Annotated in this window: 7 protein-coding genes and 1 pseudogene; 3 read left to right on the forward strand and 5 right to left on the reverse strand. The window is 71.6% G+C overall.

Features of this window, described 5'->3' with window-relative positions:
- Positions 1-62 precede the first annotated feature (62 nt).
- The 3 genes from IPI43_19250 to IPI43_19260 all read left to right on the forward strand — a co-directional run bounded on the left by IPI43_19250 (position 63) and on the right by IPI43_19260 (position 5,913).
- Positions 63-1,283 (forward strand): hypothetical protein, encoded by a 1,221-nt coding sequence (locus IPI43_19250; GenBank protein ID MBK7776240.1) that lies wholly within the window; start codon positions 63-65, stop codon positions 1,281-1,283.
- A gap of 69 nt (positions 1,284-1,352) precedes the next feature.
- On the forward strand, positions 1,353-2,996 hold the full coding sequence (locus IPI43_19255; protein ID MBK7776241.1) for a hybrid-cluster NAD(P)-dependent oxidoreductase: 1,644 nt from the start codon (positions 1,353-1,355) through the stop codon (positions 2,994-2,996).
- Between the two features lies 1 nt (position 2,997).
- Positions 2,998-5,913, forward strand: coding sequence for a cyclic nucleotide-binding domain-containing protein (locus tag IPI43_19260; GenBank protein ID MBK7776242.1), 2,916 nt, complete (start codon positions 2,998-3,000; stop codon positions 5,911-5,913).
- 156 nt (positions 5,914-6,069) lie between these two features.
- Here IPI43_19260 and IPI43_19265 read toward each other — a convergent pair whose 3' ends face one another.
- From IPI43_19265 to IPI43_19285, 5 genes and pseudogenes are all read right to left on the reverse strand, one after another.
- Positions 6,070-6,249: a hypothetical protein gene (locus IPI43_19265; GenBank protein ID MBK7776243.1), complete on the reverse strand. Its 180-nt coding sequence runs from the start codon at positions 6,247-6,249 to the stop codon at positions 6,070-6,072.
- Between the two features lie 38 nt (positions 6,250-6,287).
- Positions 6,288-7,082: pseudogene (locus IPI43_19270) on the reverse strand (DUF2236 domain-containing protein).
- Between the two features lie 31 nt (positions 7,083-7,113).
- The gene (locus tag IPI43_19275) at positions 7,114-8,280 is read right to left on the reverse strand and encodes a hypothetical protein (protein ID MBK7776244.1); all 1,167 of its coding nucleotides are present in this window, start codon (positions 8,278-8,280) and stop codon (positions 7,114-7,116) included.
- A 34-nt stretch (positions 8,281-8,314) separates the two neighbouring features.
- Entirely contained in the window at positions 8,315-14,176 is a 5,862-nt protein-coding gene (locus IPI43_19280; GenBank protein MBK7776245.1) for a DUF4011 domain-containing protein, read from the reverse strand.
- Complete coding sequence (locus IPI43_19285) at positions 14,173-15,165, reverse strand: hypothetical protein (GenBank protein MBK7776246.1); 993 nt, start codon at positions 15,163-15,165, stop codon at positions 14,173-14,175. The genes IPI43_19280 and IPI43_19285 overlap by 4 nt, the downstream gene beginning before the upstream one ends.
- Between the last annotated feature and the right edge of the window lie 314 nt (positions 15,166-15,479).

Here is a 15,479-nt window from a genome sequence, read left to right on the forward strand (position 1 = left end):
TCCATCCACTTCGTAAGTTTGCAAGTTCCATCCTCCTCTTGGCGGGGTTCCTCGCCAGTCCGGTGTCTGCTCAGTGGCAACAGACGTCGGGCGCCGCCAACGACATCGGCATCGGTGCCAACGGCGCCGTGTGGGTGATTGGCACCAACCGCACGCCCGGTGGCTTCGGCATCTGGCAGCGTGCGCCACGAGGCAACGACTGGTCGGCCATCGACGGCGGCGCGGTGCGCATCGCGGTGGACCCGAGTGGCATGCCCTGGGTGGTCAACGAGTCGGGCAACATCTTCCGCCGCACCGCGGCGGGTTGGCAGCAGCTGCCCGGCGCAGCCAAGGACATCGGCATCGGCGCCAACGGCGCGGTGTGGGTGATCGGCACGAACGCGGTCCCGGGCGGCTTCGGCATCTGGACGTGGACGGGGACCACCTGGACCGCCATCGACGGCGGCGGCGTGCGCATCGCGGTGGACCCCACCGGCGCGCCATGGGTGGTCAACAACGCGGGCGGCATCTTCCGCCGCGTGGGCAACCAGTGGCAGCAGACGTCGGGCGCTGCCAACGACATCGGCATCGGGGCCAACGGCACCGTCGTGGTGATCGGCACCAACGCGGTGAACGGCGGATTCGGCATCTGGGCCCTGAACGCAGCGGGCAACTGGGACGCGATCCCCGGCGGCGCCACCAACGTCGCGGTGGGTCCCAACGGCCTGCCCTGGGTGGTCAACTCGTCGTACGGCATCTTCGAGGGTGTGGGCCGCGCGCCCGCGCCCGTGGTCGGCGGTGTCGTGGTCACCACGCCCACGACCGGAGGCAACCTGCTGACCAACGGTGGCTTCGAGGCGCCCGCGCTCGGCAACGGCGCGTGGAACGTGTTCCCCACCATCCCGGGCTGGCGCACGGCGTCGGGCCCTGGCGTCGAGGTCCAGGCGGGCGCGGCGGGTGCCCCGGCCGAGGGACGCCAGCTCGCGGAGCTCGACAGCAACGCGCCGTCGGCCATCGCGCAGGACGTGGCCACGAACCCACGCCAGCGCTACGAGATCCGCCTGTCGTTCGCGGCCCGCGGCGGCACCGCGCGGGGCACCAACCGCCTCGCCATCGTGTGGGAGGGCCAGGTCATCGCCCGCGTGGACGCGGACGGCACGGGCAGCGACCAGCCGCGCTGGGTGACCGTGTCCTATTTCGTCACCGCCCGCGGCCGCCAGGCCACGCTCGAGCTGCGCGACGAAGGCGTCGCCGACTCGCTGGGCACGTACGTCGACAACGTGAGCGTCACCCCCGCACCGTGACCCCTGCATTTCGCTTCCCCATTTGGCCGTGGAACGGGCGCGCCGCTTGAGGGACTATCGAGCGAGGCCATGACTCGCTCTCCACTCACGGGCCCCGCCTTGGATCTACCGTTCGCGCTGCTGCTGTGGGTGGCCGGCGCGGACGACGAGATCGACGCCCACGAGGTGGAGGTCTTCCACAAGCTGTGCGCCGACCGGAGCTGGTGCGGGAGCGCCTTCGCCAGCGAGGCGTTGGCACACGTGGACGCGGGCTACGGCGAGCTGTGGGCCCAGCATCGCGCAGGCACCTTCGACGCGAGCGTGCGCGCGCTGCGTGTTCGCTATCAGGACGCTGCCGTCCAGGTGCCTCTCGGGGAGCGTGCCCTCCTGCGTGCCGACCTCGCGCGCCTCGGGCTCTCGCTGGCGCGCGCCTCGGGTGGCTTTCTCGGCATCGGTAGCGTCTCGCGACGGGAGCGCGCGGCCCTCGCGTTGCTCGATGCGCTGGCCGACGAGCTGCTGCCGAGCGTGGCCGTGGCGGATGACGTCGCGCAGCTGGGGCGCGTGGAGGCTCCCTGTGAGACCCCCGTGTGGGATGGGGGGCGCATCGTGGTGCGCTGCGTGCAGGTCATCCCCGAGACGCACGACTGCACCACCTTTCGCTTCGTGCCCGAGCACGCGCTGCACTTCCGCTACGCGCCGGGTCAGTTCCTGTGCATGGAGCTCAGCATCGATGGCCAGCCGGTGCGGCGCTCCTACACCATCGCGTCCACGCCCACGCGGCCCGACGCGCTCGAGGTCACCGTCAAGCGCGTGCCCGGAGGGCTGGTCTCCAACTGGCTCAACGACCACATGCGCCCCGGCGAGCCGCTGATCGTCACGGGCTGCGCGGGGCACTTCACGTGCGCACGCTCGTCTGCCGAGAAGCTGCTCATGATCTCGGCCGGTAGCGGCATCACGCCCGTGATGTCCATGGCGCGCTGGCTCCACGATCGCGGGGACCCGCGCGACGTCGTGTTCGTGCACAGCGCGCGCGGTCCACGCGATGTCATCTTCCAGGACGAGCTGCGCCTGTTGGAGCAGCGCCACCCGTCGTTCCGCACGGCGCTCACGTTCACGCGCGACGTCCCGGCAGACTGGGAGGGCCCGCGCGGGCGGGTGGATGCCGCGTTGCTGTCGCGCGTGGCACCCGACTGGATGGACCGGCACATCTTCCTGTGTGGGCCCGAGCCGTTCATGGAGGCCGTGCGCGACGCGGTGCACGCGGCCGGTTTCCCCATGGCGCACTACGCCGCCGAGAGCTTCGGCGCGTCGCGCGAGAAGGCGCAGAAGGTCACCGGCCGCACGTCGGCGAGCGCGCTTCGTCGCATGCTGCCCGAGCCACTGGCGTGGGGCCCGCAGCCCAGCCCCTTGCGCGCGCCACGCCCGACCGATGCCGGGCCGGCACCTCGCCCGGCCACGCGCTCCGTGGCACCGCAGGTGGTGTTCGCTGGCACGCCGGATGGGCCTTGTGAGGTCTGTTGCGACGACACCATGACGCTGCTGGAAGCGGCCGAGAGCGTGGGCGTGGACCTGCCCTTCGCTTGCCGCAGCGGCGTGTGCGGTACCTGTCGTATCCGCGTGCAGGGCGAGACCGAGCTGCCGGCCTCTGCAGGGCTGAGCGAGTCGGACCGCGCCGCGGGGTTCACGCTTGCGTGTGTGGCCCGGCCTCGTGGGCACGTGAGAGTGGATCTCTGACGTGTTCGCGCGCCTCCCGGAGCGCATCGCGCGACTCGTGCGGCTCGGCCTGGTGCTGGGCTGGGGCCTGATCATCGCGTCGCTCTTCTGGGACCCATACACCTCGGCGCTCACCGCGCACGATGCGCTCGCGAGCCCCTTTCGCCTCGACCACCACGCGCAGGAGGAGCTCGCCCACGAGCGCCACGCATGCCCGCGCGTGACGGCCGGTGGCGCAGTGGACTGGGTGGGCCGCCCAGCCGGCGAGTGCGACCCGCGCTGCACCCGCGTGCAGGGCCGCTGCCTCGTGGAGCGGGCCTACCCGCTGGGTGCGCGCCTCTTCTGGACCATCTTGCTGCCCATCGTGCCCATGTTCCTGCTCGTGTTCGGGCACGAGGCGTGGCGGCGCATCTGCCCGCTGTCGGCGCTCATGCAGATCCCGCGGCGGCTGGGCATCCAGCGCACGCGCAAGGTGCTGCACCCAGCGACCGGGCGCGTGGAGCGCAAGTTGGTGCTCATCGCGCCCGACTCGTTCCTGGGGCGCCACTTCTGGTACGTGCAGGGCGGTCTGCTGTGGCTCGGCGTGTCCCTGCGCATCCTGTTCATCAACTCGGACCGCGTGGCGCTCGGCGTGTTCTTCCTCTGCGTCATCGCCATCGCCATGACCGTGGGCTACCTGTTCGGCGGCAAGACCTGGTGCAACTACCTCTGCCCGGTGTCCGCGGTCCAGAAGGTCTACACGGAGCCACGCGGCCTGTTCGAGAGCCAAGCGCACGCCGGCAAGCTGCGGCTCACGCAGGCCACGTGCCGCACCATCAACCCGGAGGGCGAAGAGCAGAGCACCTGCGTGGGCTGCAAGAGCCCGTGCCCAGACGTAGACCTCGAGCGGCAGTATTGGGCTGGGCTGATGGAGCCCGGGCGGCGCGCCTTCTACTACGCCTACTTCGGGCTCGTCTGGGGCTTCTACGGCTACTACGCCGTCTACGCGGGGAACACGGGGTACTACTTCTCGGGCGCGTGGACGCACGAAGAGGATGTGCTGGCGCAGCTCGGCGCGCCCGGCGTCTACCTGGGTGGGCAGGCCGTCACGTCGCTTCCGAAGTGGGTGGCCGCGCCCCTCACCATCCTCGCCGCCATGGGGGTCGCGTTCGCGTTGGGCCTCGGGCTCGAGTGGGCCTATGGTGCGTTCCGGCGCTTTCGCGGCGCGCCCCTCACGGCCGAGGGCCTGCGGCACCGCGCGCTGGTGCTGTGCACCTTCCTGACCTTCAATTCGTTCTACTTCTTCGGCGGCCGGCCGAACATGAACCTGCTGTCGACGGTGCCGCACACAGCGCTCGACGTGCTCATCATCATGGTCAGCGCCGTCTGGCTGACCCGCACGTGGCCACGCACCAACGAGGCCTACGAACGCGAGAGCGTGGCGGAGTCGCTGCGCCGGCAGCTGGGCAAGCTGGGGGACATGCTGACGCGGGTGCTGGGCGGAAGGAGCATCGCGCAGCTCAACACCGACGAGGTGTTCGTGCTGGCCCAGACGCTCCCGGTGGTGTCGTCGAACGCGCGCCTCGACGCCTACCGCGCGACCCTGCGTGAGTGCTTGGTGGCCGGCCACGCCGACAGCGCCGCAGGCCTGGCCGTGCTCGAGAACCTGCGCGCGCAGATGGAGGTCAGCGCGGAGGAGCACGCCGAGGTGCTGGCCGAGCTGGGCATCGAGGGCTCCCAGCTGATGCGCTCCGACGAGGCCCGCAGCATGGAGAGCCGACTGCGCCTCGACGGCTTCCGCGAGTCGCTCGAGCGCGTGCTGGTGGCGGCGGCGGACCGCGGCGTGCCCGTCAAGAGAGCGCTGGCGGACGGGAGCGTGGTCAACGAGATTCGGGCGCTGCAGCGCACCTTCGTGGTGAGCGCGGCGGAGCAGGACTCCGTGGTGGACGAGCTGGCCGGGCGCGCCGGCCGCCTCGTCGAGCGGGTGGAGCGTGGGCTCGCGGAGCTGCTCTACCTGGACATCAACGCCACCAGCTTGGCGTCTGCACCCATCGACGTGGTGGTGCGCGTCGCGATGCTGGACGTCATCGCGCGCCGCCGCGTGCGCGTGGTGGAGCGTTCCCTGCACCTGCTGTCGGGGTTGGGCGACGACCCCGAGCACCAGCGCCTGGCGCAGCGGCTCCGAGCGCTGGCCGCGGTGGAGGTGGAGCGGCTCGTCACCGAGCGGGTGCGCTCGCTGCAGCTGGCCCCCGACATCAACCAGGGGCTCATGCAGATCATCGAGATCGCGAAGGACCCCAGCGTGACGGTGCCGCGCCCCGACCGCGTGGAGCTGTGCCTGCGCGCGCTGCGTGACTGGGTCGGCGTCGAGCGTGCCGTGGCGCTGTTCTTGCTGACCCGCGTGGATCGCGCGCGGGCGCGACAGGCGGCGACCGATGCCCTGGTGGGCGCGGATGCCCTGCTCGACGAGACGGCGCGCGCCATCCTCGACGCACCGAGCGACGCCTCCGTGCCCCCCGCCGCGCCAGCGGGGCTGACCCGCCTCTTCCTGCTGCTCGACTCGCAGGTGGGGCGCGCGCTCGGACTCGAGTCGCTGGCCGCCATCGCGCAGATCAGCGAGCTGCGGGAGTACGCGGCGGGGGAGCTGGTGTGGGCGCAGGGCGAGCCGAGCGACACGTTCCTGGCGCTGGTGGGTGGCGGCGGGGACGTCGTTCGCGAGCCCGACGGGCAGCGCGTGGGCGGTGTGCAGAGCGGCGAGTTCGTGGGTGAGCTGGGGGTCATCCTGGGCCGCCCCCGCACGCTCGCGCTGCGTGCCGGCACCGACGGAATGCGAGCGCTGGTGATCGACGCGAGCGCGTTCAAGTCGCTCCTGCGCAACGACAGGCTCGCGGCGCGGGGCTTCCTGGCGCTGGTCAGCGGTCGCTTGGCCAGCATGCTCGATGCTGGCGCGCCGCCCTGACTCGCGCGTGCCCCGGTGGGGACTTGTATCGCGGACTGTCGCGCCTGTGCGCGGTTCGCGCTGGCGGAGCGCGGTCGCACGGTCCCGCGGCACCTGCTCCCGGACGGCTCGAGCCTGCGCGCGGGCTGAAGGCTGCTGCCCTCCGGCCGAGGCCGCTCAGGCCACGGGGCAGCGAGAGGCCGCCTGCGCGTGGTGGCCCACGGCCTTCTCCACCAGTTTGCGGGGCGCTCCCGCTGGCGCGAGCGCGCGCAGCACGGTCTGCTCGAGCGCACGGCCGACGAGATCTTTGCCCTCCTTGCCGGCGAGCCGCCGCTGCGCTTCGTGGTAGGCCGGCACGTAGCGGATGCGCGGGGCAGCACCTTCACGACGGTCTGCAGCGTGCGGACCGACGCGTGGTAAATGCGTTCGTGCTCGGCGCTGAAGCGCAGCCCGAACTGCGCGCGGGTGGAGTCCGGCAAGAGCCCTGCCGTCATGAGCAGATACCACTCGAAGAAGGGCGTGCTGATGCGGCTCGGAGGCGTGAGCAGGTACTTGGCCAGCTCGTTGGCCGCGACACCCACGCGGATGGTGTCGCTCTCCACCATGTCGTTCACGTACGCGTCGAACTCGGTCCAGGTGGCCGGCATGAGCGCGGCGTCGATGCCGAAGAGCGCCGCGAAGGACTTGGACTCTTGGTAGTACTGGTCGCGCTCGGCCCACGTGAGCGGCTCCACCACTTGGTCGTAGACCAGCACGGCGGTGTGGATGAGCGTGGCGTGCACCCACAGCAGGGCGTCGTGATCGTGCGCGCGGTAGCGGTGACCGGCTTCGAAGCGCCCCACGTTCTCGGTGATCGGTCCGTGGATGGTGTCGTGGATGGCCCGCACGCCGTGGGCCGACTCGAGCGCGTCCGCCTGCGAGCCGAAGATCATGTTGTAGACGTGCAGGAAGGTGCGGTTGAAGCGCCCGATCGGATCGGTGCGCGTCTGGCTGTGCTGGTCCACGCCGTGGGCCACATAGGGGTGCGCCAGCTGGAGTAAGGCGGCGCGTCCGCCGCCCAGGAAGGTGATCGCCTCGCGGCCGATACGCCAGCTCATGCTGGAGGGGCCCTGGAAGCCGGCGCGGGGGTCGATGACGCGCTCGGACGCGGTGCTCACCGTGGACTCGAACTGGCGCTGTGTGACCAACATCCCCAAAGCGTCACTCTAATTCACCCGTTGGTCAATAGTGCTGGCGACCGTCTGTCTCCGTGGCGGCCGGGGAAGAGCTCGCCAGGCGCCGCACGGCGTCCGTGTAGCGGCCCGCTCGCACGATGGGCGTGCCGTCGAGGCGCATGCTCAGGGTGTCGCTCGCCACGCAGAAGGAGATGCCGCGATACGTGCTGTCGGTGCGGTCCGTGAGCGAGAGGCGCGGGTCCAGCAGGGTGATCACGCAGCCGGGCCGCTCGAAGGTGGCGGGCCGCGTCTCCTCCCCGGGGAACGCCTCGCCGGCGTTGTTGGCGTCACGCTGGCAGGTGCCGAACGCCACGCGCGTCACGAACAGCCCGGGCACTTGCTGCATGGCCTCGCGCATCCAGGTGGCACCGTGCGGACCCTCCACGCCGCGCAGCGCACCGTCCCGGAACTGGAAGCTGCGCAGCGGTGTGTGCCCATCGGAGGTGCCGTCGGGCATGAACACGCGTGGCGCCACCAGCTTGCCCGCGATGGTGTGCACCGCCGTGCTGGCGGGTGGGCTCGGGTAGCGCCAGACGTTCGCCGCGACCTGCCGAGCGCCCGCAGGCCGCGCGCCGTGCTCGAGCTCCAGCGTCATGCGCGTGCCGAGGCCGTCTTCGAGCTCGAGGTGTTTCGCCCGCTCGAGGCGCGCGCTCAGCCACAGGTCCAGGTCGTGATGCGGTCCACGGTCCAGGGACCCGAGCCCCACGCCCTCGGTGCGAGCCGGGGCCGTGAGCAACGCCTCGGCGTCGAAGCGCAGCAGCGCGCTCGGGAGGTTGCCCACGTGGTCGCACAGCCACTGCTCGAGCGCAGCTCCCACCTCGCCGCTGCCGGTCTCGAGCGTCATGCAGGCGTGCGCCGTGCGAAGCGCGCCCTCCAGCTCGTCACGCCCCGTGCCGCCCAGCAGGCTCACCCGGTCGGCCTCGAACGCGAGCACCTCGATGCCCAGGAGCGTGGCGTTGTGCACCAACAGCGCGAGCGCGCGGCGAGCACTGCGCGTGGGCGGATGCAGCACCAAGAGGCGGGAGCGCTTGGTGAGACGCAGCGTGCCCCGCAGCAAGTGCAGCGCGCCGCGCTCGCCCGTGGCGTGGCTGAGGATCTCCATGGTCTCGGAGGTCAGCGGGCGCCGGCGCGCTTCAGCGGGGGGGCGCGGCGGGATGTACTTGGTAGCCGTCATGATGGGGCATGTATATCCCCAAACGGTGGTATTGTCACCCCGGCGGCTGTCGGCGGCCCACCGGGGCCCTCGAGACACCCATGCGGTCGACGATTTCGGCCACCACCGCGTCTGGGCGACGACACCACGTGGCGGCGTCCAATGGCAGCACGTCCCAGCCGCGCGCGCGCAGCACCGCAGGCCGGTGCACGAAGCAGTCGTACGCGCCCGCGTCGCCACCGGCCTCGTCGATTAGGACGGCCAGCTTGAAGCGCGTGGGGTCCTGCGGATCGAGCACGGCCAGCGGGATGCGGAAGTCCGAGGTGCCCACGTTCAGCTCGTGCGGCACCCCCGCGGCCTCCAGCGCCAGGGCCAGCTGTGTGACGAGCGGGACGTAGCCCTCGATGGGCAGCGTGCGCGCGCTGCTCCGTGTGCTGCGGCGCGACTCGCGCACCGAGTCGAGGATGCCCTCGGCCTGCGAGGCGTGGCCCTCGCTCTTGAGCTTGGCGTACTCGAGGTAGCGCTTGAACAGCTGGGGGCCCACGTGGCTCGAGCCCGCCGTGCTCAGCTGTTCGGGCGAGAACGACGACACGATGTAGCAGCGCTGCTTGGCGCGCGAGATGGCCACGTTCAGGCGGCGTTCCCCGCCGCGTTGACCGAGGGGCCCGAAACGCGCTGGCACGTAGAGGTCGGCCACCCCGCTCTTGCGGGTGCGGGTCACCGGCGCGTGCGCCAGCGTGAAGATGATCACGTCGCGCTCGTCGCCCTGCACGGCCTCGAGGTTCTTCACGAACGGGCGCTCGTCCAGGCGCTCGTTGGCTTCGGCGCTGGCCCACGCCTCGCCGAACGCGGCGTCTGCCGAGGCGCGGCGCTCGAGCGCGTCCAGCACCGCGGCACGCTGCTTGAGGTTGAAGCTGACCACGCCGATGGTGGGCGGCTTCGTGTCGGCAAGCAGCTCGGCCACCAGGTCCACCACGCGCTCCGCTTCCACCGCGTTGGCGCCGGCGTCATACACGCCGTTCTCGATCTGAATGAAGCGCAGGCCGGGCGCGGCGTCGGCGCGCAGCGTGGAAGGGATGGTCAGCAGCCCGCCGCCGTACATGGCGTGGTTCGAGAATGCGATCAGCGACTCGTCTTGGCAGCGGTAGTGCCACTCGAGCGCGGTGTGACGCACGCGGCTACGCGTGAGGGTCAGCAGCGACTCGGCGGAGAGCATGTCGCGCACGTCACGCTCGTCCTCGGGCACGTCGTCGGGCGCAGCGTCCGCGCTGCTGGCATCGGGGCCCGCCTCGTCCTCGCTGCTCCCGCCCATCTGGAAGAAGGACGTGGGCGGCATCTGCTTCTCGTCGCCCGCCACCACCACGCGCTTGGCGCGCAGCAGCACCGGCAGCCCCGACTCCACCGTGCACTGCGAGGCCTCGTCGAACACCACCAGGTCGAACAGCGGCTCGCGCGGAAACAGGATGGCCATGGTCTCGGGCGAGAGCAGCCACACGGGCACCACGTCCAGCAAGCCGTCGGGCGCGAACTGGCGCACGAACGTGCGCAGCGCGAGCAGGCTGCGCTTCTTGCGCGTCTCCTTGAGCAGGCTCTCCCACACGGCCTGCTCTGCGCTGCGGCGCTTGTGCTTCTCGGGGGCGCTGATGTTCAGCAGCGGGGCTTCGTCCAGCGTGGCGACGACGCGCTCCAGCTCCACCTTCGAGAGCCGCTGGTCGAGGGACGCGAGGCGCGTGACGGCGGCACGCTGGGCCTCGTCGCTCCCGGCAGTGCCGTAGGTCTCGAGCGCCGCCCCGTCGCGCCCGACGCTGGCTAGCTGCCCGCGCGCCCAGGCGTGCAGCAGCGCGCGCTGCCAGGTGGCCGCGTCGGCGCCCGCGTGGTGCTGGGCCAGCGCGTCGAGCGCCGGCTGGAGCCCGATAAGCAGCTGCTTGCCGCGCGCCCAGCGACCGTCGGCGCGAGCCACCGCCGTGCCCTCGCGTACCAGGCGCTCGCGCAGCGCTCGCAGCGCGCTCTGTGCCGGAGCGTTCCCCAGCCCCGGAGCGTACGGCCGCAGCGTGGTGATGGCGTCGCGCAGCGCGTGGAGGCGGCCGAGCGCGTCACGCCGTGAGGCCACCAGGGCGTCCCACTCGCGCAGGCGCGCTGGGTCCAGCCGCGTGGGCAGACCCACTTGCTCGAGCGCGCGTGGGCTGCGCAGGAGCTGCTGTTGGTGGGTGACCAGCTGCGCAGCCAGAGGCAGGTAGGCCTCGAGGTCCCGGCGGTGCCGCAGGCTGGGTGCAGACGCGAGGTGGCGCATGGCCTTGCTGGCGGCGCTCCACACCCGGGCGGCACGCAGCCGGCTGGCCAGCGTCTGCAGGAAGTCGCGATCGAGCGGGTGCCCCGCACGCTCGGGCCACGCCTCGGCGATGCGCTTCGCGACGTGGAAGCGGGCCACCCACCAGGCCCACACGAAGAAGCGCACGAAGCGGCCGGCATAGCGCTCGAGCAGGCTGACCGCGGCCACGAGCTGCGGCGCCACCTCCATGTCCACGGGCTCGTCCCACTGCGCGAGGGCCGTGCGCTGAAGGTCGAGCTCGGCGTCGGCCGCGCGGAACGCCAACAGGGCCTCGTCGCTGGGCGCGCTGGCCCGTGCCGCCAGGTAGAGCGCGTCTCCGTCTTCCACGCTGGCGCGTGCTTGCTGCAACGTCGCTTCGCGCGCCAGCAGGTCGGCGGCGTCGTCGAGCGCCGCGGCGTCGAGCCCGTGCGCGTCACGCGCCTCTTCGAAGTGACGAGCCGCATCGAGCGCCACGTCCACCTGCCGCGCGAGCACCGCCAGCTGCTGGTCGTCGTGGTCGGCCATGCTCTGGCGTTCGGGTTGTCCCGGCTCGGCGCGCCAGGGCGTGCCGCGCGCCCAGTAGGCTTGGTCGGCGTGCAGCTCGGCGCTGAGCGTCAGCACGTCCGTGAGCGCGTCGTGCGAGAGGTCCCCCACCGAAGCCGGCAGCTCCGCGGCCGCGCACCCCATGGGAGGCGCCGTCGCGCTCACCAGCGTGAGCAGCTCACCCGCGCTCAGCGCGGCGCCCGGCCGCTTGCTGGCCAGCGTGCGTCGGCGAGCGTCGAGCGCCTCGCACGTGTCCGCGTGCTCGCGTGCCAACAGCGTGGCGGCGGCTTCGTCGAAGCGCTTGGGCGTGAACCCGTCGAGGCGCTCCGCAATCTGCGCATAGACGGCCTTGCGGTCCTCGTGCGCGTCGTGCACCAGCGCCATGGCGTGCCGCAGGCCGAGGGCCTCGATGCGCTGATAGACCACGTCGAGCGCGGCGCGCTTCTCGCACACCACCGCCACGCGCTCGCCGCGCCGCAGCGCGTCCAGCACCAGGTTGGCGATGACCTGGCTCTTGCCCGTCCCGGGCGGGCCGTCGATGACCATGGCCTCGTGCTGCAGGCACTCGCCCAGCACGCGCCGCTGCGTGGGGTCTGCGGCCAGCAGCGGGTGCGCGGCTTGCTGCGCGGGCGGCGGCACGTACTCGCCGCGCAGCGGCGCGGGCAGCAGCACGGTGGCGGCCGCCAGCAGGCCGGCCACGGGCTGTGCCTCGTCGCTCAGCTGCTGGATGAGCGCGTCGTAGTCCTGCAGCAGGTCCGAGCTGGACTGCGGGAAGAGCCCCAGCACGGCGATCTCCTCGAGCTCGAGGCGATGCCCACCTTGCTCGAGGTCGGTGCGTGTCTCGAACGGGGTGAGCGGCCCGGAGCGCGGCGTGATCTCCACCCCCACCTCACGCAGGCGCGCCACCACGGCGTCGAGGCCCACGGCGCGGTCGGCGGCCAGCGTGTCCAGCTCCTCGGCCAGGCTGTCGGGGAACCCGAAGCGCATCTTGTTGAAGACCAGGCGCAGCAGCGACTGGTTCACGATGGGGTCTTCGTCCTTCTTGGGCGCGAGCTTCCAGCTGCGCGCGCCGCGGCTGTCGCGCACCAGCTCCACCGGAAACAGCAAGAGCGGCGCGCGCACGGGGTAGGCCACCACGCTGGTCTGGCGCGCCACGGCACCCGCCAAGAACGGGTACCCGAGATACAGGTCGTGTGAGCCCGTCTCTTCCACGCGGTCGCGCTGCGCACGGTCCAGCTTCTGGAGCGCCTCGCCGCAGTCTTCCGCGGCGCGGTGAGTGCCGGCCTCGCTCGCGTCGATGAGCCGCGCCACGCGCCCGGCGCGAACCTGCTCGAGGGCGCGCTCGCCCAAGCCGAGCGAGATGCGTTCGAGGCGGCCCAGGTCGAAGGCGCGCTCGCTGCGCAGCACACGCAGCCGCACGGAGGGGCTGCGTCCGTCGCCCGACACCAGCTGGTCACGCAGGCGCGAGAGACCGCGGATGAGCTGCTGCCGCGATGGGTCGAGCGGCGCGCTGAGCGCAGGCAGGGCGGCGAGGGGCGCCGGCGGGGCCGTCAGTGCCAGCACGTCGTCCAGCTTCGCGCGGCGGAGCGATGGTGACGCCGTGACGTGACGGGCGGCGAACGCACCTTCGATGGCCAGCACGGCGCTCTCGCTGACCTCCGACTGGCCGATGAGGCGCACCAGACGACGGTACGGGATGTTCCCCGCGCCGCGACGGCAGACGCCGTCCAGGAACGCGTCGAGCGCCTCGAGCACGTCGTCGCGGCGGGCGGGGAGCGGGATGACCAGTGGCGGCACGTCGGTGATGACGATGTTCACGCCCAGCGCGGCGAGCGCAGCGACCATGCCCCGCTCGAACAGGGCCGCCTGCCCCAGCGCCGCGCCGATGCCGAGCACCGCGCCCACCTCGCGCTCGTCGATGGTGCCGTCGGCACCCAACATGTGCACCAGCAGCACGAAGCAGCGCTGAGCGAAGTCCGCACCTCCCGCGCGCACGATGGGCGCCGTGTCGGCGAAGCGCTGATGGGCCGCGTCGCGGTCCAGATACGTTTGCCAGTCGGGCACCAGCGGCGCGAAGATCTGCTCGATGCGCTCGGACTCTTCGCTGGCCAGCTCACCGTCCGACCACGCCACGATCACGGCGCCGGCCAGCGCGCACTCGTAGACCTCGAGGGGCGGCGGCTCGAGCGGGTCGTAGCTCACGTCCAGCTCGGGGCGCTTCAGGATCTTGTCGAGCATGCCCTCGACGTCCGCGAGCGTGCGCGTGCCAGCGCCTTGGCCGGTGAGCGCGCGGTAGACGTCGGTCTCGCTGAACAGCCACGCGGCGTAGGACCGCAGGTGGTGCTCGGGGTGCGTGTCGTGCCGCGCCTGGTCGCTGCCCGCGAGGCACGCCTCCATCAGCTCCTGGCACTGCCCGAGGTAGGCCTCGGTGTCCCACGTGAGCGCGGCCACGGGCAGGCCCGTGGTGATGGACATCTGCGCGCGCAGCATGCCCCCCAGGTCCTGGCAGGTGAGCAGGCCGAAGCGGTCTGCCGTGATCTCGGCGGCCACCTGCAGCAGCTGGGCGGTCCGCTGCACGCCGACGTCGCCTGCGCCAGCACGTGCCAGCGAGCGCGCCGCGAGCCGCGCTGGGCCTAGCGCTCCGCCCGCGCCGTGCGCCAGGAAGTGCCCCAGCTCGTGGCCGAACACCGACAAGAGCCCCGACTCGTCCAGCTGCGCCAGCAAGCGCCCCTGGACCTCCACCAAGATGGGTGCTTGCACCACGTGCATGGCGGCGTTCTCGGGGCCGGCCGACTGATAGAGCTCGAGCTGGCCGGTGATGCCCAGCACGCGCGCGCTCTCGGTGAGCAGGCCGTGGGCCTCGGGCGCCATGCTGGCCGAGAGCCGCAGCGACCGCGCCAGCAGCTCACGGCGCACGCGGGGCGCGTCGAAGGACCCTGACAGGCGCGCGGCCAGGCCATCGAAGTCCGGCGACTTCGACAGCTGGCTGAGCAGCTCGTCTTCGAGGCGATAGCGCACGCGCTCCGGATCGAGCGCGCGGAGCACGCGGCGCGAGGGTGAACTCACCGGCTGAAGGTGAGCTTGTACTCGAGGCTGTGGCCAATCCGCTTCGAGAACTTCTGCACGGAGCCGGCGGCCATCTTCTCGCTGAGGCTGACCGGGATGAGCGTGGTCAGGCGCCCCCCCAGGCCCTGCGTCTCACCCACTAGCTGGCGCGGTCCGGACGCTGGCGTGTAGCGCAGCCGTGCGCCCTTCTTCCCAGCGCGCTCCAGCAAGTCGTACAGGTCGCGGAACAGGATGAAGGCGGTGTCGTTCTGGTGCATGGCCCAGTTGGCCACGGGCAGGAAGTCCACCAGGTGGATGAGCTGGAAATTGAGCTGGATGAAGAAGTCCTCGCCGCTCATGGTGATGGGCTGGTTGTCGATGACCCGACGGAAGCTGACCTCCTTCAGCGAGTCGAGGCGGTGCAGGTTGTCACGCAGCTCGCGGCGCAGCGGCAGGTTGTAGAGCAAGCGCAGCACGGAGGGGAACGCCTCCACGTGCTTCCAGTCGAAGTCGTTCATCAAGGAGCGCAGCTTGGGGATCTGCTCGGCCTTCATGGCGAACGTGTTGGTGCCCGTGCCCAGGATGGAGTGCAGCAGCAGCACCAGCGGCGAGTGCTCGGGGTAGTGCGCCGCGCCGTACTCGAAGCAGAAGTAGAGGTGGTCCAAGAACGAGCCGTCCGCGTGCTCCACGTCGAAGTCGCACTCGTCCGCCATGAAGCGCAGCAGCGCAGGATCCACCTGGGGCAGCTTCGCGGCGATGTCCACGGCGCTGTACGCGCGCTCCACCTCGGCGCCGGCCGGGCCGTCCCAGTGGGCCTCCTTCGCGATGCGCGTCTTGATGACGAAGCGCGGCGCGGCTCCCTCGAGCGTCTGGAAGATGGTGCGGTTCAGGTCGAAGTTGTCGATGGGCTTCACACGCACGACACCCGCGTGGTCGACCGCGGCGCCGTTGGCGACGGCGGCCTTGCGCTGCAGGCTGGGATTCGGACGCTCGGTGGCGCTCTGCTTCATAAAATCTCCAGGGAGCCAGGGAGGCGACGCCGCCTACGCATGGGGCCGGTACGGTACAACGCTTCGCGCGCGGATTCCACGGTCCCGGGCTACCTCCTAGTTCGAGTGGGAGAGGTGATCGCGAGGCGTGCGACCGGCACCCTGGTCTGCGGGGGCGGTCGCGCAGGCGCTCCCTCTGGTTGACCTCCCCCATTTCGTCGCGTCGTTCCGACGCTAGAAATAGGGCCCCCCCAAGCCCCGCTGCCCAGGGCGCCCGCCGCCCGCCCCGCCAGCGCCTGGAATTTCGCGCGAGGGGGCCCGCCTGGGACCGTGGA

The organism is Sandaracinaceae bacterium (genome assembly GCA_016706685.1).
In the GTDB taxonomy this organism is placed as follows: Bacteria; Myxococcota_A; Polyangia; order Polyangiales; family Houyiibacteriaceae; genus JADJJE01.